Here is a 21,270-nt window from a genome sequence, read left to right as displayed (position 1 = left end):
GCATGCGTTTTACCTTCGAACCGGCGCAGGTGATGGCGTTGCTGCGCAGTCGTATCGTCGGCCAGGTGGCGGCGTTGGCCCAGGTGGAAGGTTTGCTCAAGGTGGTCAAGGCCGATATCGGCGAGCGTGACCGGCCCTTGAGCGTCAACCTGTTCATGGGCCCCACCGGTGTCGGCAAGACTGAAATCGTGCGCCTGCTGGCCCAGGCGCTGCATGGTCGCGCCGACGCTTTCTGCCGCATCGACATGCACACCCTGGCCCAGGAGCATTACGCCGCCGCGCTCACCGGCGCACCCCCTGGCTACGTGGGCAGCAAGGAGGGCATCAGCCTGTTCGACAGCGAATTGATCCAAGGCACTTACAGCCGGCCGGGGATCGTGTTGTTCGATGAGCTGGAAAAAGCCAGCCAGGAAGTGGTGCGCAGCCTGTTGGGCATCCTCGAAAACGGCCAACTGACCCTGGCCGGCGGTACGCGCACCCTGGACTTTCGCAACAGCCTGATCTTCATGACCAGCAACATCGGCGCGCACCAGGCGCGTCGCCATCGCCAGCGCTTTGCCCACGGCTGGCGACGCTTGCTGCGTGGTTTTGTGCGGGACGAAGCGGCAGTGCTGGAGGACGCTTTGCACGGGCATTTCGAGCCGGAGTTTCTTAACCGTATCGACCGCATCCTGATGTTCGAACCCATCGACGCCCAGTGGTTGCAGGCGTTGCTGGACGTCGAACTGGGCAAGCTCAATCAGCGTTTGGCGGCGCAGCAGCGCTCTTTGGCGGTGGACGCGCAGGCGCGGGCGTGGTTGTGCCGTCACCACGATGCGCGGTTTGGTGCGCGGGCCTTGGGGCGGCGTCTGCGGGTCGAGTTGGAACCGGCGATTGCCGAGTGTGTCCTGCAGGCCGATGCCCGGCGTCTGCTGGCGACGGTCCGGGGCGCTGGCCTGGTGGTGGAGGCGTTGGGCGGTTAAAGCACGGGAAGATAGGATCCAATTACGGTATAACCCTCGGACGCGTCTAGTCTTCGAGGCCCCGTTTTTCATGCAAAGCCCTGTGCAACGTCCTCTGTGGCAGGTTTACCTGATCTTTCTGGCACCCATGGTGCTGTCCAACTTCCTGCAAGGCTTTTCCGGCACCCTCAACGGCATCTACATCGGACAGATGCTCGGGACCCACGCGCTGGCGGCGGTGTCGGGCATGTTTCCTATCGTGTTTTTCTTCATCGCCCTGGTGATCGGCCTGGGGGCGGGCGCCTCGGTGTTGATCGGCCAGGCCTGGGGCGCCCGCGAAACCGCGATGGTCAAGGCGATTACCGGCGCGACCCTGACCCTCGGGGCGCTGGTGGGGTTGATCGCGGCCGTGTTGGGCAGCCTGTTCGCGCGCCCGGCGTTGCAGGTCCTGGGGACGCCCTTGGATGTGCTCGACGAGGCGGTGGGTTATGCCCAGATGATGATGCTGATCATGCCGCTGCTGCTGGTGTTCATCCTGTATACCCAGTTGCTGCGTGGGGTCAGTGACACGGTTTCGCCGTTGCTGGCGCTGATCGTGTCCACGCTGGTCGGCCTGCTGCTGACCCCGGCGCTGATCCGCGGCTGGATCGGCCTGCCGCCCATGGGCATCCAGAGCGCGGCGTATGCAGGGCTGGCGGGGAACGCGGCGGCCATGCTGTTTCTGGTCCTGCGTCTACGCCATAAGCAGCATGTGATGGCGCCGGATCGGGAACTGCTGGCGGCGTTGCGCCTGGATCGCGTGATCCTGGCCAAAGTCCTGCGCATCGGCCTGCCTACCGGCCTGCAGATGGTGGTGCTGTCGCTGTCGGAATTGGTCATCCTCGCCCTGGTCAACAGCCACGGCTCCCAAGCCACGGCGGCCTATGGCGCGGTGACGCAGATCGTCAACTACGTGCAGTTTCCGGCGCTGTCCATTGCCATCACCGCCTCGATCCTCGGGGCCCAGGCGATTGGTGCCGAGCGTCTGGAGCGCATCGGCCCGATCCTGCGCACTGGCCTGTTGATCAATCTGTGCCTGACCGGTGCGCTGATCCTGCTGGGTTATGGCTCGTCCCACTGGCTGCTTGGGCTGTTCATCACCGACGACGTGGCGCGGGCGAATGCCGAGCACCTGCTGCACATCATGCTCTGGAGCCTTCTGGTGTTCGGTTTCCAGGCGGTGTTCGGCGGGATCATGCGCGCCAGCGGCGTGGTGCTGATGCCGGTGATCATTACGATCTTTTGTGTGCTGTGCGTCGAGTTGCCGATGGCGTATCTGTTCAACGTCCACTTCGGCCTGGAAGGCGTCTGGATGGCCTTTCCGGTGACGTACCTGACGATGCTCGGCTTGCAGATCGCGTATTACCGGCTGGTGTGGCGGCATAAACAGATCACGCGGTTGGTGTGATAAAAGGATGCACAATTCAAGCGTGCAAGGCAGTTAAGTCATGGCGAACCCTTACGCCGCGTTGTTCCAGGTCCCTGGCGCCCGGGCCTTTGTATTGGCGGGTATGCTCGCGCGCATGCCGGTGTCGATGACCGGCATCGGCCTGATCACCATGCTCTCGCAGGTACATGGCGGCTACGGCCTGGCCGGTTCGGTGGCGGCGGTGTTCGCCCTGGCCACGGCGTTTTGCGCGCCCCAGGTGTCACGCTGGGTGGACCGCTACAGCCAGGGCCGGGTGCTGCCGATTGCCGCGCTGATCGGCGGCGGCGCATTACTGCTGTTATTGCTGTGCACCCGTTTGCAGGCGCCGAACTGGACGTTGTTCCTGTTCGCCGCCCTGGCCGGGTGCATGCCGAACATGTCGGCCATGGTGCGCGCACGCTGGACCGAGTTGCTGCGCGGCGAGCCCAGGCTGCAAACCGCATTTGCCCTCGAATCGGTGCTCGATGAAGTGTGCTTTATCATCGGCCCGCCGATCTCGGTGGGCTTGAGCGTGGTGCTGTTTCCGGAGGCCGGGCCGTTGGTCGCGGCGCTGTTGCTGGCGGTGGGGGTGACCACCTTTGTGCTGCAACGCGAAACCGAGCCGCCAGTGCATGCACATCACGATCACCACGGCCGCTGGCTGATCGCCTCGTCCTCGGTGCTGATCCTGATGATTCTGCTGCTGGCCATGGGCGTGATCGTCGGCGTGGTGGAGGTGGTCAGCGTGGCCTTCGCCCAGCATCAGGGCCAGCCGGCGGCGGCGAGCATCGTGCTGTCGGTGTACGCCATCGGTTCGTGCCTGGCGGGGTTGGCGTTCGGTACGTTCAAACTCACGGCACCGTTGCCCCGGCAGCTCCTGTGCTGCGGGGTCGCTACCGCGCTGACCACCTTGCCGTTGCTGCTGGTCACCAACATCCCCGGCCTGGCCGTGGCGATCTTCATCTCCGGGCTGTTCTTCGCCCCGACCCTGATCGTGTCCATGGGCCTGGTGGAGCGCATCGTCCCCCCCAGCCGCCTGACCGAAGGCATGACCTGGCTGATCACCGGCCTGAGCATCGGCGTGGCCATCGGCGCCGCCAGCTCCGGCTGGATGATCGACCACTTCGGCGACGCCAGCGGGTTCTGGGTGGCGCTGGCGGCGGGGGCGGTGGTGATGGGGTCGGCGGTGTTGGGGTATCGGCGGTTAGGGTGATGGATGAGCGCTGTACTCACCGCTGACGAGGTCATCCACCGCCTGGCGAAAGGCGGCCTCCAGCTCCTCTTCGGTTTGCCCTTCATAACTGACCAGTGGGTCGAGGACCTGGCGCCGTTTAACCTGGGCCCGAAGCGCTTTAAGAAATATCAATTGCATACGGGTTTCGTGTAGGGCATTTCCCGGCAGCCCGCATTCCTCGCAGTCAACAGCCTCCCATCCCCCCCCCGCTAATTTTTCCCTCTCCGGTTCGTTTCATAGGGACGACGTGCCTTTGTGCTTCCCGCCTACTGCTCCGGACTCCAAGAAATGAATGCTGAAGACTCCTTGAAACTTGCTCGCCGGTTTATCGGGTTGCCCCTGGAAAAACGCCAGCTGTTCCTCCAGGCGTTGCAGAAGGAAGGGGTGGATTTTTCACGTTTTCCGATTCCGGCCGGGGTGGATGCGGAGGACCGCGATGCGCTGTCCTACGCCCAGCAACGCATGTGGTTTCTCTGGCAGTTGGACCCGTCCAGCGGCGCCTACAACCTGCCCGGCGCCGTGCGGCTCAAGGGCGCGCTGAACCTTGGCGCGATGCAGCAGGCGTTCGCCAGTCTGGTGGCGCGTCACGAGACCCTGCGCACGGTGTTCCAGCGCCAGGCCGACGAGCGTCTGGCGCAGGTGGCGGCACCGCCGGCGCTGGCAGTCGAGCAACGCGACCTGAGCGACCTGGCGCCCGCCGAGCGCGAGCAGGCCGTCAATGATGCGGCCACCCGCCAGTCACTGTTGCCGTTCGACCTGGAGCACGGCCCGCTGCTGCGCGTGCAGTTGTTGAAGCTCGACGCGCAGGAACACGTGCTGCTGCTGACCCTGCACCACATCGTCTCTGATGGCTGGTCGATGAACGTTTTGATCGACGAATTCATCCGTTTCTACGACGCCCACGACCGCAACGAAACGCCGCAACTGCCGGCGTTGCCGATCCAGTACAGCGACTACGCCCTGTGGCAGCGTCGCTGGCTGGAAGCCGGGGAGCAGGCGCGTCAGTTGGAATACTGGCAAGCGCGCCTGGGCGATGAGCACCCGCTGCTGGAACTGCCCACTGACCGCCCACGTCCGGCCACGCCCAGCTACAGGGGCACGCGTCACACCTTCGCGATCGATCCGGATCTGGCCGCGCAACTGCGCAGTTGCGCGCAAGCACACAACGTCACGCTGTTCATGCTGCTGCTCGGTGCCTTCAATGTGCTGTTGCATCGCTACACCGGCCAGGGCGATATCCGCGTCGGCGTGCCCATCGCCAACCGCAACCGCACCGAAGTCGAAGGGCTGATCGGTTTCTTCGTCAACACCCAAGTGCTGCGCACCGAACTGACCGGGCAAACCCGCGTCAGTGAGTTGCTGCGCGCCATCAAGGAACATGCCCTGGGCGCCCAGGCCCACCAGGACTTGCCCTTCGAGCGCCTGGTGGAAGCGCTGAACGTCGAGCGCAGCCTGAGCCATACGCCGTTGTTCCAGGTGATGTACAACCATCAGCCGGTGGTGGCCGACATTGCCTCGATCCGCACCGCCTCCGGCCTGGAACTGGCGGCGGTGGAGTGGCAGGGCCGCACCACCCAGTTCGACCTGACCCTCGACACCTACGAACAATCCGGCACCCTGCAGGCCGCGCTGACCTACGCCAACGACCTGTTTGACGCGCCGTCCATCGCGCGCATGGCCCGGCACTGGATCAGCCTGTTGCAGGCCATGGTCGCCGATGGCGAACAGCGTATCGGTGAGTTGCCGATGCTCGCCGCCGATGAGCAGCAGGTTCTGGTCAGCGCCTGGAATCAGACCGCGCAGGCCTATCCGACCGAGCGCGGCATTCATCAGTTGATCGAAGACCAGGTGCGCGCCACGCCGGATGCGCCGGCGCTGGTGTTCGGCGCGATCACGCTGACCTATGCCCAGCTCGACGCCCGCGCCAATCAGCTGGCCCATGCCTTGCGCGAGCAGGGAGTTGGCCCCGATGCCCTGGTGGGTCTTTGCCTCGAGCGTTCCATCGAAATGGTGGTCGGCCTGCTGGGGATTCTCAAGGCCGGCGGTGCCTACGTCCCCCTCGACCCTGAGTATCCCCAGGATCGTTTGGCCTACATGATTGAAGACAGCGGCATCCAACTGCTGCTCAGCCAGCAAAGCCTGCTGCCGTCTCTGCCTGCCGCCGGTATCCGCGTGATTGCCCTCGACCCGCCCGCGCGGTGGCTCGACGGCTACAGTCGCGAAGCGCCCGCCGTGGCAGTCCACGGGCTGAACCTTGCGTACGTGATCTACACCTCCGGCTCCACCGGCCAACCCAAGGGCGCCGGTAACAGCCATCGCGCGCTGGTCAACCGCCTGTGCTGGATGCAACAGGCCTACACGCTGGAGGCCCGCGATGGGGTGCTACAGAAAACCCCGTTCAGCTTCGACGTGTCGGTGTGGGAGTTCTTCTGGCCGTTGATGACCGGCGCGCGCCTGGTGGTCGCGGCCCCTGGCGAACACCGCGAGCCGGCGCGCCTGATCGAGACCATCGAGCGTCACGGGATCACTACCGTGCATTTCGTGCCGTCGATGCTCCAGGCGTTTATCCATGAGCCAGGCGTGCAGGCGTGCACCAGTCTCAAGCGCATCGTGTGCAGCGGCGAAGCCCTGCCGTTGGATGCGCAGGTCCAAGTGTTCACCAAGCTGCCACAGGCCGCTCTGTTCAACCTCTATGGCCCGACCGAAGCGGCTATCGACGTGACCCACTGGACCTGTATCGACGAAGGCGCCGACAGCGTGCCCATCGGCCGCCCGATCGCCAACCTGCACACCTACGTGCTCGACGCCCAGCTCAACCCGGTGCCGGCCGGCGTGGCCGGCGAACTCTACCTGGGCGGCAGCGGCCTGGCGCGCAGTTACCACCGGCGTGCGGCCCTGACCGCCGAACGTTTCGTGCCCAGCCCGTTCGCGGACGGCGTGCGCCTGTACCGCACCGGCGACCGCGTGCGCCAGCGGGCTGACGGCGTGATCGAGTACCTTGGCCGTCTCGATCATCAGGTCAAGCTGCGCGGCCTGCGCATCGAGCTGGGCGAAATCGAGACGCGCCTGTTGCAACATCCCGGTGTGCGTGAGGCGGTGGTGCTGGTGCAGGGCGGCAAGCAATTGGTGGCCTATCTGGTGCCGCAGGATGAAGCGCCCACCGACCTCAAGGCGTGGCTGCTCGGTAGCCTGCCGGAGTACATGGTGCCCACCCACATGCTCTACCTGGACAGGTTGCCGGTGACCGCCAACGGCAAGCTGGACCGCAAGGCCCTGCCCGTGCCGGACGCCGCCGCGCAGCAGGCCTACAGCGCGCCGCAAACCCCCGCGCAACAGGCGCTGGCCGCGATCTGGAGCGATGTGCTCGGCATCCCGCAGGTCGGCCTGGATGACAATTTTTTCGAGCTGGGCGGCGATTCGATCATCTCCATCCAGGTGGTCAGCCGTGCGCGTCAGGCGGGGCTGCGCCTCAGCCCGCGCGACCTGTTCCAGTACCAGAGCGTGCGCAGCCTGGCGCTGGTGGCGACCTTCGAGCAGGCCGCGGCCATCGACCAGGGCCCGGTCAGCGGTGAAGTGCTGCTGACCCCGGTGCAGCGGGGTTTTTTCGCCCAGGCCATTCCGGCACGCGCGCATTGGAACCAGTCGTTGCTGCTGACCCCCCGTGAAGCCCTGGAACCTGCGCGTCTCGAAGCGGCCTTGACCCAGGTGATCAATCACCACGACGCCCTGCGCCTGCGTTTTGTCGAGCAGGCCGACGGCTGGCAACAAACCCATGCCGCGCCGATCACCGCGCCCGGACTATGGCAAGCCCACGCGGCCGACGACACCGAACTGACCGCGCTCTGTGATAAAGCCCAGCGCAGCCTCGATCTTGAACAAGGCCCGCTGTTGCGCGCCGCTCTGGTGAACATGGCGGACGGCACCCAGCGCCTGTTGCTGGTGGTCCATCACCTGGTGGTGGACGGCGTGTCCTGGCGCATCCTGCTTGAAGACCTGCAACAGGCCTACGGCGCCGCGCCGCTGCCGGCCAAGACCTGCGCCTACCAAGTGTGGGCCAGACAGTTGCAGGCCCATGCCCAGACCCTCGACGCGCAACTGCCGTACTGGCAGGCGCAGACGGTCGATGCCGACTTGCCCTGTGACAACCCGCAAGGCGGCCTGCAAAACCGCCTGGGCGCCAAGCTGGAAACCCGCCTGGACGCCGAACTCACCCGCCAACTGCTGCAAGACGCCCCGGCGGCCTATCGCACCCAGGTCAACGACCTGCTGCTGACCGCATTGGCGCGGGTGATCTGCCGCTGGAGCGGCCAACCGGCGGCGCTGATCCAACTGGAAGGCCATGGCCGTGAAGAGCTGTTCGACGGCGTCGACCTGAGCCGCACCGTCGGTTGGTTCACCAGCCTGTTCCCGCTGCGCCTGCGGGCCGATGGCGAGCTGGCGGATGGGATCAAGGCGGTCAAGGAACAGTTGCGTGACGTGCCCGATAAAGGCATCGGCTACGGCCTGTTGCGTTACCTCGGCACACCGGACGCCCGTGAAGCCCTGTCGCGCCTTGCCGCGCCGCGCATCACCTTCAACTACCTGGGCCAGTTCGACCGCCAGTTCAACGAATCGGCACTGTTCGTGCCCGCCACCGGCGGCAGCGGCCAGGCCCAGGACCGCGAAGCGCCGCTGGCCAACTGGCTGACGCTGGAAGGGCAGGTGTACGGCGGCGAATTGACCCTGCAGTGGGGCTTCAGCCGTGAGATGTTCGAGGCGGCGACGATCCAGCGCCTGGCGGATGACTATGGGGCGGAACTCGAGGCGTTGATTGAGCATTGCTGTGCCACGCCGGCAGGGCAGGTGACCCCGTCGGACTTCCCGCTGGCGCGTGTGACCCAGCGCCAGTTGGACTGGCTGCCCGTGGCGGGACCGGCGATTGCCGACCTCTACCCGCTGTCGCCGATGCAGCAGGGCATGCTGTTCCACAGCCTCTACGAGCCCGAGGCCCAGGCCTATATCAACCAGTTGCGCCTGGACATCGACGGCCTCGATCGATTGGCGTTCGCTCGCGCCTGGCAGGCCGCGCTGGACCGCCATGACATCCTGCGCAGCAGCTTCCACTGGCTGGGCCTGGACAGCGCCCATCAGTTGATCGAGCGGCAGGTCGACTTGCCGTTGCACGTGATTGAAACCCTCGACGCCGACGTCGAGGCCCTCGCCACTGCCGAGCGCGACAAGGGCTTCGCGCTTGACGCGGCGCCGTTGTTTCGCCTGCTGCTGGTGCGCGGTGCCGGCGCGACCTGGCACTTGATTTTCACCAGCCACCACATCCTGATGGATGGCTGGAGCAACGCCCAGTTGCTCGGCGAAGTCATCGCCCACTATGCCGGCCATCAGGTGCCGGCCCCCTGGGACAGTTCCGCGACTACCTGGGTTGGCTGCAACGGCAAGGGTCGGGCGAAGCCTTCTGGAAAGCTGCGCTGGCGCCATTGCAAGCGCCCACCTTACTGGCGCAGGCACTGCGCGTACCGGCTCACGGTGCGGGGATGGCCGAGCATCACGTCGTGCTCGATAGTGACTTCACCCAAGCCCTCGGCGAATTTGCCCGCCGCCAGAAAATCACCCTCAACACCTTGCTGCAAGGCGCCTGGAGCCTGTTGCTGCAACGCTACACCGGCCAGGATTGCGTGGCGTTCGGTGCCACCGTCGCCGGGCGTTCGGCGCCGTTGCCGGGGATCGAGCAGCAACTGGGGCTGTTTATCAACACTTTGCCGATCGTCAGCGTGGCCGCGCCGGCCCAATCGGCCGCCCGTTGGCTCAGCGACCTGCAAGCGCTGAACCTGAGCCTGCGCGATCACGAACATGTGCCGCTCTACGACATCCAGGGCTGGGCCGGCCAGCAAGGGGCGTTGTTCGACACCTTGCTGGTCTTCGAAAACTTCCCGGTGGCCGAAGCCCTCAAGCAAGGTGCGCCCGCAGGCCTGACCTTCGGCCGGCTGCACAACCATGAACGCACCCATTACCCGCTGACCCTGGGGATCGAACTGGGGGCCAGCCTGCGCCTGGAATGGAGCTACGACCGCGCGCGGTTCAGTGCCGATCAGGTCGCGCGGTTGAGCGCCAACCTGCAGCACTTGCTGGTGCAACTGCTCGCCGATGCCCAGGCGCCCCTCGGTAACCTGCGCCTGCTCGACCCCACCGCGCAGCGCAATATGCTCGCCCTCGGCCAATCGCCCGCCGCAGCCCCGCATGAGCTGCACGTGCATCAACGCATCGCCGCCCAGGCCGCCGCCACCCCGGATGCATTGGCGGTGCAGGCCGGCGAAGCGTGCCTGAGCTATGCCCAGCTCAACGACCACGCTAACCGCCTGGCCCATCGCCTGCTGGCGCTGGGCGTAGGGGCTGGGCAGCGCGTGGGGCTGGCCTGCCGGCGCGGCCCGCAGTTGATCGTCAGCCTGCTGGCGGTGCTGAAAAGCGGCGCCGCCTATGTGCCGCTGGACCCGAAATACCCCAACGAACGCCTGGCTTACCTGTTGGCGGACAGCCGTGTGGACCTGCTGCTCAGCGAAACCGGGCTGCTGGCCGACCTGCCGCTGCCCCAAGGCCTGGTCCGTGTGGACTTCAGCGCAGCCGGCGCTGAGTTGGCCGCTTACCCGAGCGCCAATCCACCCAGCCATGTATCCGCCGCCGACCTCGCCTATGTGATCTACACCTCCGGCTCCACCGGCCAACCCAAGGGTGTGGCCATCGATCACGCTGCCCTCGGTCAGTTCTGCGACAGCGCCGAGGTCTACAGCCGGCTGGATGCAGCGGACCGGGTGCTGCAATTCGCCACGTTCAGCTTCGACGGCTTTGTCGAGCAGTGCTACCCGCCGTTGTGTGTGGGCGCTGCGTTGATCATGCGTGGCGATGAGCTGTGGGACGCCGGGCAACTGGCGCGGGAAATCGTCGAGCAGGGCGTGACCCTCGCCGACTTGCCGGCGGCGTACTGGTACCTGCTGGCCCAGGAATGTGTAATCGACCGCCGCACCCTGGGCCATCTGCGCCAGGTGCATGTGGGCGGCGAGGCCATGTCGGTGGAAGGCCTGCGCGCCTGGCATGCTGCTGGCCTGGGCCATGTGCGGCTGGTCAACACCTATGGGCCGACCGAGGCCACGGTGGTGTCCAGCGTGCACGACTGCCAGCTGGCGGATGCCAGTGACGCGTTCGGCGTGCCCATTGGCCAGGCCATTGAAGGTCGTTCGCTGTATGTGCTCGACAGTGGGTTCGAACTGCTGGCCACCGAGGGCGTCGGCGAACTGTGCATTGGCGCCGAATATGGCCTGGCCCAGGGCTATTTCGAGCGTCCGGCGCTGACCGCCGAACGCTTCCTGCCCGACCCGTTTTGCGCCGTGCCCGGTGCGCGGCTCTACCGCAGTGGCGACCTGGCGCGCTACAACCAGGCCGGAGCGTTGGAGTACGTCGGGCGCATCGACCATCAGGTGAAGATTCGCGGGTTCCGTATCGAAATCGGCGAAATCGAAGCCAGCCTGCAAGGCGTGCCGCAGGTGCGCGAAGCGGCGGTCATCGCGCAGCCGGGCGCCAGCGGTGCGCAATTGGTGGCCTACGTGGTGCCGGCCGACGGCCAGTGCCTGGACACCCAGGCACTGGCGGCCACCTTGCAGCGTACGTTGCCGGACTACATGGTGCCGGCCCAGTGGGTAGTGCTCGATGCCTTGCCGCTGAACAACAACGGCAAGCTGGACCGCCGCGCACTGCCGGCACCGGACCTGAACCAGCCCCCACAGGCTTATCGCGCCCCGCACAGCGCGCTGGCGATGGAGTTGGCGGCGATCTGGCAAGCGGTGTTGCAGGTCGAGCGCGTGGGGCTCGATGACCACTTTTTCGAACGTGGCGGCCACTCGTTGTTGGCCACCCAGGTGATCTCCCGCGTGCGCCATGACCTCAAGCTGGAAGTGCCATTGCGCGCGCTGTTCGAACAGCCGACGCTGGAAGCCTTCGCCGCCGCGTGCGCCGGCATGCAGGCCGACACGGCACCGGCGTTGAGGGCCGTGGGGCGCGACCGGCCGCTGGCGTTGTCCTTCGCCCAGGAGCGCCAATGGTTTCTCTGGCAACTGGACCCGACCAGCGCCGCCTATCACGTCCCCGTCGCCCTGCACCTGCGCGGCCAGTTGGACATTGCCGCGCTGGAACAGGCCTTCCACGCCCTGGTGCAGCGCCATGAACCGTTGCGCACCAGCTTTGTGGAGGAGGGCGAGCAGGCTTGGCAGGTGATCCACTCCCAGCTGGCGATTGTTATCGACCGCCAGTGCGTCGACACGTCAGCGATCGAATCGACGGTGGCGCAGGAGATCCAGCGCCCGTTCGACTTGGTCAATGGTCCGTTGATGCGCGTGCAACTGCTGGAGATTGCCGCCGAACACCACGTGCTGGTCATCACCCAGCACCACATCATTTCCGATGGTGGGTCGATGCAGGTGATGGTCGACGAACTGCTGGCCCTGTATCAGGGGCGTGCGCCGCTGCCAGTGTTGCCACTTCAATACGCCGACTATGCCGTGTGGCAGCGCGAGTGGATGGCGGCCGGGGAGAAACGGCGCCAACTCGATTACTGGTGCGCCCGACTGGGCAGCGAGCATACGCTGCTGGAGCTGCCCCTGGACCACCCGCGCCCGGCCGTGCAAAGCCATCGCGGCGCGCGCCGACAACTGCATCTGGACGCCGCACTGGTCGCTGAACTCAAGGCCCTCGCCCAGCGTCAGGACGTGACCCTATTCATGCTGTTACTCGCGGTGTTCCAGACTTTGCTGTTTCGCTACAGCGGCCAGTCCGAGATCCGTGTCGGGGTGCCGATCGCCAACCGCAATCGCCTGGAAACCGAGGGGCTGATCGGCTTCTTCGTCAACACCCAGGTGCTGCAGGCCGAGCTGCGTGGGCAGATGGGCTTCGACCGCTTGCTGGCCCAGGTCAAGCAACGTGCGGTGGAGGCCCAGGCCCATCAGGACTTGCCCTTCGAGCAACTGGTGGAAGCGCTGCAACCGGAGCGCAGCCTCAGCCATAACCCGTTGTTCCAAGTGATGTTCAATCACCAGGACAACCTGCGTGCCGGCCCGCTGCAATTGCCTGGCCTGGACCTGCAACCGGTGGATTGGGCCGGCCACAGCACCCAGTTCGACCTCAACCTGGAAACCGAAGAATCGCCCGATGGCCTTTGGGCCGGGCTGACCTACGCCACCGACCTGTTCGAACCGCTGACCATCGAGCGCCTGGCCGAGCATTGGCAGAACCTGCTGCGCGCCGTGGTGCGCGATGCCTCCCTGCCCGTGGATGAACTGGCGCTGCTCAGCGCGCCGCAGTCCCGGCAGATGCTCGAAGCGTGGAACCACACGGCCTTCGATTACCCCCGCGAGCGCTGTGTGCATCAGCTGTTCGAAGCGCAGGCCCTGGCCCATCCCGATGCCATCGCCGTGCAATTCAACGACGACGCCTTGAGCTACGCCGAACTCAACCGCCGCGCCAATCGGCTGGCCCATCGCCTGCTCGCGGCGGGTGTCGGCCCAGACGTGCTGGTGGCGGTGCATGTGGAGCGTTCCCTGGACATGGCGGTCGCTCTGCTGGCCACCCTCAAGGCCGGCGGCGCCTATGTGCCGCTCGACCCGCAGTTCCCGGCGCAGCGCCTGGCGTTCATGCTCGAAGACAGCCGCGCCCGGGTGCTGCTGACCCAGCCAGCGCTTAGCGGCCGACTGGCGCAACCCCAAGGCCTGCAAGTGCTGCTGGTCGATGACGCCAGTGGCGACGAGCGCAACCCGCAGGTGAATGTCACTGCGGAACACCTGGCCTACGTGATCTACACCTCCGGCTCCACCGGCCAGCCCAAGGGCGTGATGGTGCGCCACCGCGGGCTGTGCAGTTTCACCTGCGGCATGGCCGCCAGCCTGGACATCGGCGGTGAGGCGCGGGTGCTGTCGCTGACCACCTTTTCGTTCGACATCTTTGCCCTGGAGCTATACGTGCCGCTGACGGTTGGCGCCACCGTACTGCTGAGCGATCAGTCTCTGGCCCTCGACCCGGAGGCGATTATCGACCTGGCTCAGCGCCAGTGCGCCAACGTGCTGCAAGCCACGCCCTCGACCTGGCGCATGCTGCTGGACAGCCCGCGTGCCGAGCGGCTGCATGGCATCAAGGCACTGTGCGGCGGCGAAGCGCTGCCGGCTGACCTGGCCCAGCGCCTGCTCGACCTGCAAGGCCCGGTATGGAACCTGTATGGCCCCACCGAAACCACCATCTGGTCGGCGGCCCATCGCCTGTTGGCGCCGCAGCCTTTTGTCGGGCGGCCGATTGCCAATACCGCGTTGTTCATCCTCAATGCCGGGCTCAGCCCATGCCCGTTGGGCGCTGCCGGTGAGCTGCTGATCGGCGGTGTCGGCCTGGCGCGTGGTTACCATGCGCGGCCGGCCCTCACCGCCGAACGCTTTGTGCCCAACCCTTATGGCGCGCCGGGCGAACGCCTGTACCGCAGCGGTGACCTGGCGCGCTACCGCGACCACGGCGTGGTGGAATACATCGGCCGGGTCGACCATCAGGTCAAGGTTCGCGGTTTCCGTATCGAACTGGGCGAAATCGAAGCCTGCCTGCGCCAACAGCCGGGCGTGCGCGAGGCTGTGGTGCTGGCCGACAACGACCGCTTGATCGCCTACCTGGTGACCTCGACGCCACACACGCCGCAGGTCTACCAGGCCGCTTTGCGCCAGCGCCTGCCGGACTACATGGTGCCGGCGCACCTGATGTGCCTCGACAGCCTGCCGCTGACCCCCAACGGCAAACTCGACCGCAAGGCCCTGCCCGCCGTGGACGCCAGCCTGTCGCGCAAAGGCCATGTCGCCCCCGTCACCTTGCGTCAACAGCAGGTCGCCGCGATCTGGGCCGAGGTGCTGGACGTGGCCCAGGTCGGCCTCGAGGACCACTTCTTCGAACTGGGCGGGCATTCACTGCTGGCCACCCGCGTGGTATCGCGGGTCCGCCAGTCGCTGGCGCTGGAGGTGCCGCTCAAGACCCTGTTCGAACACCCGGCGCTGGGTGACTTCGTCGCGGCGCTGGGCGAGGAGGGCGTGGTCGCTCCGACCCTGCTCAAGGCTGACCGCACTCGACCTTTGCCACTGTCCTATGCCCAGGAACGCCAATGGTTCCTCTGGCAACTCGACCCGCATAGCGCCGGGTACCACATCCCCAGCGCCCTGCGCCTGAAAGGCCGGTTGGACCTGGCCGCGTTGCAACGCAGTTTCGACACCTTGCTCGCGCGCCACGAAAGCTTGCGCACCCATCTGCGCCAGGACGCCGGCGGCACCTGGCAAGTGATTGAAGAGTCGGGCCTGATCGACGTCGAGCAGCTCGACAACGACGCAGCCGGGCTCAAAGCACAGGTCGCGGCCGAGGTCGCGCGCCCGTTCGATCTGCTGCGCGGGCCGTTGCTGCGGGTCACGTTGCTGCGTCTGGCCGACGACGACCATGTGCTGGTGCTGGTGCAGCACCACATCGTCTCCGATGGCTGGTCGATGCAACTGATGGTCGAGGAACTGGTGCAGCTCTACGCCGCGTTCAGCCAGGGGCGCACGCCGCAGCTGCCGGCATTGCCGATCCAGTACGCCGACTATGCCCTGTGGCAGCGCGGCTGGATGGAGGCCGGTGAAAAAGAGCGCCAACTTGCCTACTGGCGCGCGCAACTGGGCGGTGTGCAGCCGGTGCTGGAATTGCCTTTGGACTATCAACGCCCGGCGCTGCCAAGCCATCGCGGCGCACGCCTGGGGATTGAACTGCCGGCGCCGCTGCTCGCCGACTTGCGCCGTCTGGCACAGCGCGCCGGGGTGACGTTGCCGATGGTGTTGCTGGCGTCTTACCAGGCTTTGCTGCATCGCTACAGCGGCCAGGAAGATGTGCGCGTCGGCGTGCCGATTGCCAACCGCAATCGCCTGGAAACCGAAGGGCTGATCGGCTTCTTCGTCAATACCCAGGTGCTCAAGGCCGATATCCACGGGCAGATGAGCGTCGAGCATTTGCTGCACCAGGCGCGTCAACGGTGCCTCGAGGCCCAGGCCCATCAGGACTTGCCCTTCGAGCAACTGGTGGAGGCCTTGCAGCCCGAGCGCAGCATGAGCCTGAGCCCGCTGTTCCAGGTGTTGTTCAACCACCGCGTGACGTCGGCCGAGCGCCATTTGCAACACCTGGCCGACCTCGACGTCGAGGTGCTGAGTTGGGATGAGGGCGTCGCCCAGTTCGACCTGGCGCTGGACGTGGAGGAGAGCCAGACGCAGCTGCGTGCATCCCTGAGCTACGCCACCGACCTGTTCGACGCCTCGACCATCGCCCGCATGGCCCGCCACTGGCAGAACCTGTTGCAAGCCATGGTTGCTGATCAGCAACAAACCATCGGCCAGTTGCACCTGCTGGACGAGGAGGAGCAGCGGCACATCCTGCAACTATGGAACCAAGCCGACGCCGGCTTCCCGTCCCAGCGTCTGGTGCACGAGTTGGTCGCCGACCGCGCGCGGGAAACGTCGCAGGCAATCGCAGTCAAGTTCGACGCGCAAACCCTGACCTACGGCGAACTGGACCGCCAGGCCAACCAGTTGGCCCACGCGTTGATCGCCCGTGGCGTCGGCGCGGAAGTGCGCGTGGCGATTGCCATGCCGCGCAGTGCCGAGAGCTTGGTGGCGTTCCTCGCGGTGATGAAAGCCGGCGGCGTGTATGTGCCGCTGGATGTGGAATACCCGCGTGATCGCCTGCTGTACATGATGCAGGACAGCCGCGCGCAACTGCTGCTGACCCATTCCAGTGCGTTGCCGAAACTGCCGATCCCCGAAGGCCTGGACACGCTGGCCATCGACCATACCGAAACCTGGAGCCGCTTCAGCGACACTGCGCCCTCGGTTGACCTCGACGGCGACAACCTCGCCTACGTGATCTACACCTCCGGCTCCACCGGCATGCCCAAGGGCGTGGCGGTGGCCCACGGCCCGTTGGTGGCGCATATCATCGCCACCGGGGAGCGCTACGAAACCAGTCCGGCCGACTGTGAATTGCACTTCATGTCCTTCGCCTTCGACGGCTCCCACGAAGGCTGGATGCACCCACTGATCAACGGCGCCAGCGTGCTGATCCGCGATGACAGCCTGTGGTTGCCGGAATACACCTACCAGCAAATGCATCGCCACAACGTGACCATGGCGGTGTTCCCGCCGGTTTATCTGCAACAACTGGCCGAGCATGCCGAGCGCGACGGCAATCCGCCGAAGGTGCGGGTGTATTGCTTTGGCGGTGACGCGGTGGCGCAAGCGAGCTACGACCTGGCGTGGCGTGCGCTGAAACCTACTTATCTGTTCAACGGCTACGGCCCGACCGAAACCGTGGTCACGCCGCTGCTGTGGAAGGCGCGCAAGGGTGATCCGTGCGGCGCCGTGTATGCACCGATTGGCACGCTGCTGGGCAATCGCAGCGGCTATATCCTCGATGCCCAGCTCAACCTGCAACCCATCGGCATCGCTGGGGAGCTGTACCTGGGCGGCGAGGGCGTAGCGCGCGGTTATCTGGAACGCCCGGCACTCACCGCCGAACGCTTCGTCCCCGACCCGTTCGGCCAACCCGGCAGCCGCGTGTATCGCAGCGGCGACCTGACCCGTGGGCGCCCGGATGGGGTGGTGGATTACCTGGGTCGTGTCGACCATCAGGTGAAGATCCGCGGTTTCCGTATCGAACTGGGCGAGATCGAAGCGCGTCTGCGCGAGCAGGACAACGTCGGCGAAAGCGTGGTGGTGGCCCAGGACGGCCCGACCGGCAAGCAACTGGTGGCCTATGTGGTGCCGGCGTCCTCTGCAATCAACGAAACCGAGTGGCGCGACAGCCTGCGCCGTGCCCTGAAAGCCCATCTGCCGGACTACATGGTGCCCGCGCACTTCATGTTCCTGGAGCGCATGCCGCTGACCCCCAACGGCAAACTTGACCGCAAGGGCCTGCCCGAGCCGGACGCGAGCCTGATGCAACAGGCCTACGTCGCCGCCGAAACCGAGTTGGAGCAGCACATCGCCGCGATCTGGGCCGAGGTGCTGCGCCTGCCGCGCGTGGGTCTGAACGACAACTTCTTCGAGGTCGGCGGCCACTCGTTGCTGGCGATCCAGATCACCTCGCGGGTCCAGGCCGAACTGGGCCTGGAAGTGCCGCTGGTGGAAGTGTTCCAGACCGAAACCCTGCGCGCCTACGTGCAGGCCGCAGCCACCTTCCGCGCCGGCAGCGCGGAGGATTTCGACGATCTTCGTGACTTTTTGAGCGAACTAGAGGCGATTTGACCCATGCTTTCCAACCCTAATATCGACTTGGTTTCGCGCTTTCTTCGCCTGCCCCTGGAACAGCGCCAGCAGTTTTACCAACGCCTGCAAAGCCGCGGCATGAGCTTCGCCCAACTGCCGATCGCCTCGATCCGCGAGGACGGCCAAGCGCTGCCGCTGTCCTACGCTCAGGAGCGCCAGTGGTTTCTGTGGCAGTTGGACCCGGAGAGTGCGGCCTATCACGTGCCCGGTGCCCTGCGTCTGAGCGGGCGGCTGGACAAGGCTGCCCTGCAACGCAGCTTCGACACGCTGGTGGCGCGCCACGAAAGCCTGCGCACGCGCTTAGATCTGCAGGAAGAGCAGCGCTCCCAACACCTGCTCGCCCACGGTGTGATTGAGATCGCCGAAAGCGCGGTTGACGAAGCCCGGCTCAAGGCGCGGGTCGAGGCTGAAATCGCCCGGCCGTTCGATTTGCAGCAAGGTCCATTATTGCGGGTCAGCCTCATGGCCCTCAGCGAAGAAGAGCATGTGTTGGTGTTGGTGCAGCACCATATCGTTTCCGACGGTTGGTCCATGGGCGTCATGGTGCAAGAGCTGATGCAACTGTACAGCGCCTATAGCCAGGACCAGGCATGCACCTTGGCACCACTGCCGATCCAGTACGCCGACTACGCACTGTGGCAGCGCCGCTGGATGGAAGCGGGGGAGAAGACGCGTCAACTGGCGTACTGGCAAGCGTTGCTCGGTGGTACGCAACCGGTATTGGCGTTGCCGCTCGATCATCCGCGCCCGGCGCAGCAGCGTTTCCTCGGCGCACGCCAGGATATCGCCCTGGAGCCGGCACTGGTCGCGCAACTCAAAGCCTTGGCGCAACGCGAAGGCGTCACCCTGTTCATGCTGTTGCTGGCATCGTTCCAGCTATTTCTGTATCGCTACAGCGGCCAGCAAGACATCCGTGTCGGGGTGCCGATTGCCAATCGCAATCGCGTCGAGACCGAGTCGCTGATCGGCTTCTTCGTCAACACCCAGGTCCTCAAGGCCGATATCGACGGGCAAATGTCCTTTGCCGAGTTGCTGCAGCACACCAAGCAGCGGGCGCTGCAAGCCCAGGCCCATCAGGATTTGCCCTTCGAACACCTGGTGGAAGCGCTGCAGCCCGAGCGCAGCCTCAGCCATAACCCGCTGTTCCAGGTGATGTTCAACCACCAGGCGAAGGCCCAGACGCCGGTGCAGCAACTGCCAGGGCTGCGTGTGGCCAATCTGGAGTGGGAGACCCGCACCGCTCAGTTCGACTTGAGCCTGGATACCCAGGAAACCTTGGACGGTGTGTGGGCTTCCTTGACCTATGCCACTGACCTGTTCGACGCCGCGACGGCCGCGCGCATGACCCGGCATTGGTTGGGCCTGTTGCAAGCGGCCGTTGCCGACACGGCGCGGCCGTTGCAGGACCTGCCAGTATTGGCCTCCGAAGAACGCCGGCACATGGTCGAGCAATGGAATGCCACCCTGCGCGACTACCCGCAAGGGCGTTGGGTGCATCAGTTGATCGAAGAGCAGGTGCAAGCACAGCCGCATGCCCCCGCATTGGTATTTGGCAATCAACGCCTGGACTATGCCGACTTGAACCGCCGCGCCAACCGCCTGGCCCATCGTTTGATCGAAGCCGGTGTCGGCCCGGACGTGCTGGTCGGCCTGGCCGTGGAGCGCTCGGTCGACATGGTTGTGGGGTTGTTGGCGGTGCTCAAGGCTGGCGGCGCCTACGTGCCGCTGGACCCGGAATACCCGCGCGAGCGCCTGGCCTACATGCTCGACGACAGCGGCGTGAAACTGCTGCTGACCCAAGCGCCTCTGCTGGCGCAACTGCCGGTTCCACCCGGCGTGGAAACCCTAGTGCTGGGCGAATCGACGTTTGCCGGCTACAGCGAGCAAAACCCGGATGTCGCAGTGGACGGCGAAAACCTTGCCTACGTGATCTACACCTCGGGCTCCACCGGCCAGCCGAAGGGCGCGGGCAACCGTCATGCAGCGTTGCTCAACCGCCTGCAATGGATGCAGGAAGCCTACGGCCTGAATGCCGGCGATAGCGTGCTGCAAAAGACCCCGTTCAGCTTCGACGTGTCGGTGTGGGAGTTCTTCTGGCCGCTGCTGACCGGCGCGCGCCTGGTGGTTGCCGCGCCGGGTGATCACCGCGATCCGGCCAAGTTGATTGCGCTGATCAAGGCCGAACGGATCACCACGCTGCATTTCGTGCCCTCGATGTTGCAGGCGTTCCTTCAAGACCGGGAAGTCGGCAGTTGTCAGAGCCTGCAACGCATCGTGTGCAGCGGCGAAGCCTTACCGGTGGACGCGCAACAGCAAGTCTTCGCCCACCTGCCGCAAGCCGGGCTCTACAACCTCTACGGCCCGACCGAGGCGGCCATTGATGTGACGCATTGGACCTGCATCGACGAAGGCCGCGATGCGGTGCCGATAGGTCGTCCGATCGCCAATCTCAGTTGCTACATCCTCGACAGCAACTTCGAGCCGGTGCCGCTCGGCGTGCTCGGCGAGCTGTACCTGGGCGGTGTCGGCCTGGCGCGTGGTTACCATCGCCGTCCATCGTTGACTGCCGAGCGTTTTATCGCCCATCCGTTCGTCAAGGGCGAGCGCCTGTACCGCACCGGCGACCTGGCGCGCTATCGCGAAGACGGCGTGATCGAATACGCGGGGCGTATCGACCATCAAGTCAAACTGCGTGGCCTGCGGATCGAGCTGGGCGAAATCGAAGCGCGCCTGCTGGAGCACGCTCTGGTTCGTGAGGCCGCTGTGCTGGCGGTCGATGGCCAATACCTGGTGGGTTACCTGGTTTTGCAGGAGCAGCGCGAGGACTGGCGTGAAACCCTCAGCGCCCACTTGGCGATCCATCTGCCGGACTACATGGTGCCAGCGCTATGGGTACGGCTGGAACAGATGCCCCTGAGCCCCAACGGCAAGCTGGACCGCAAGGCCCTGCCCAAGCCCGATGCCAGCCTGCAGGCGCGGGCGTACGTGGCGCCGCAGAGTGCGCTGGAACAGCAGATCGCGGCGATCTGGGCCGAGGTGCTGGGCGTCGCGCGGGTCGGGCTTGACGACAATTTCTTCGAACTGGGCGGGCATTCCCTGCTGGCCACCCAGGTGGTGGTGCGCCTGCGTGAGCAGTTGCATGCCGAGTTCGATGTGAAGTCGATGTTCAGCACCCCGACTCTGGCTGATTTCAGCGCCTATGTGGCGGCCCGGCAGACAAATAATTCGCCGGTGCAGGACGCATTGGCTAAATCCTTGGAGGCCCTCAAACGTCTATCAGCAGAAGATTTGGATAAATTGATTTCCTGA

5 protein-coding genes and 1 pseudogene are annotated in these 21,270 nt (G+C 65.5%); 5 read left to right on the top strand and 1 reads right to left on the bottom strand.

Annotated elements, in window-relative coordinates; translation table 11 throughout:
* The first annotated feature begins 2 nt into the window (after positions 1-2).
* The 3 genes from BLR63_RS10010 (at position 3) to BLR63_RS10000 (ending at position 3,601) form a co-directional block, all read left to right on the top strand.
* Complete coding sequence (locus BLR63_RS10010) at positions 3-962, top strand: AAA family ATPase (protein WP_010564290.1); 960 nt, start codon at positions 3-5, stop codon at positions 960-962.
* Positions 963-1,032: 70 nt separating this feature from the next.
* On the top strand, positions 1,033-2,388 hold the full coding sequence (locus tag BLR63_RS10005) for an MATE family efflux transporter (RefSeq protein WP_010564291.1): 1,356 nt from the start codon (positions 1,033-1,035) through the stop codon (positions 2,386-2,388).
* Between the two features lie 40 nt (positions 2,389-2,428).
* Entirely contained in the window at positions 2,429-3,601 is a 1,173-nt protein-coding gene (locus tag BLR63_RS10000) for an MFS transporter (protein WP_010564292.1), read from the top strand.
* Here the strand turns inward: BLR63_RS10000 and BLR63_RS31135 are convergent.
* Positions 3,593-3,760 carry a hypothetical protein gene (locus BLR63_RS31135; protein ID WP_156791900.1) on the bottom strand — a complete coding sequence of 56 codons (168 nt, stop codon included), beginning with the start codon at positions 3,758-3,760 and terminating at the stop codon, positions 3,593-3,595. The two genes, BLR63_RS10000 and BLR63_RS31135, sit on opposite strands and share 9 nt — an antisense overlap.
* A gap of 150 nt (positions 3,761-3,910) precedes the next feature.
* Between BLR63_RS31135 and BLR63_RS32185 the strand changes: the two are divergent.
* Positions 3,911-17,940 (top strand): annotated as a pseudogene (locus BLR63_RS32185) (non-ribosomal peptide synthase/polyketide synthase).
* Between the two features lie 3 nt (positions 17,941-17,943).
* Positions 17,944-21,270, top strand: coding sequence for a non-ribosomal peptide synthetase (locus BLR63_RS09980; protein WP_010564294.1), 3,327 nt, complete (start codon positions 17,944-17,946; stop codon positions 21,268-21,270).

This window comes from Pseudomonas extremaustralis (assembly GCF_900102035.1).
Classification (GTDB): domain Bacteria; phylum Pseudomonadota; class Gammaproteobacteria; order Pseudomonadales; family Pseudomonadaceae; genus Aquipseudomonas; species Aquipseudomonas extremaustralis.
The sequence above is the reverse complement of the archived record's forward strand: the minus strand, read 5'-3'. Positions and strand labels throughout refer to the sequence as shown.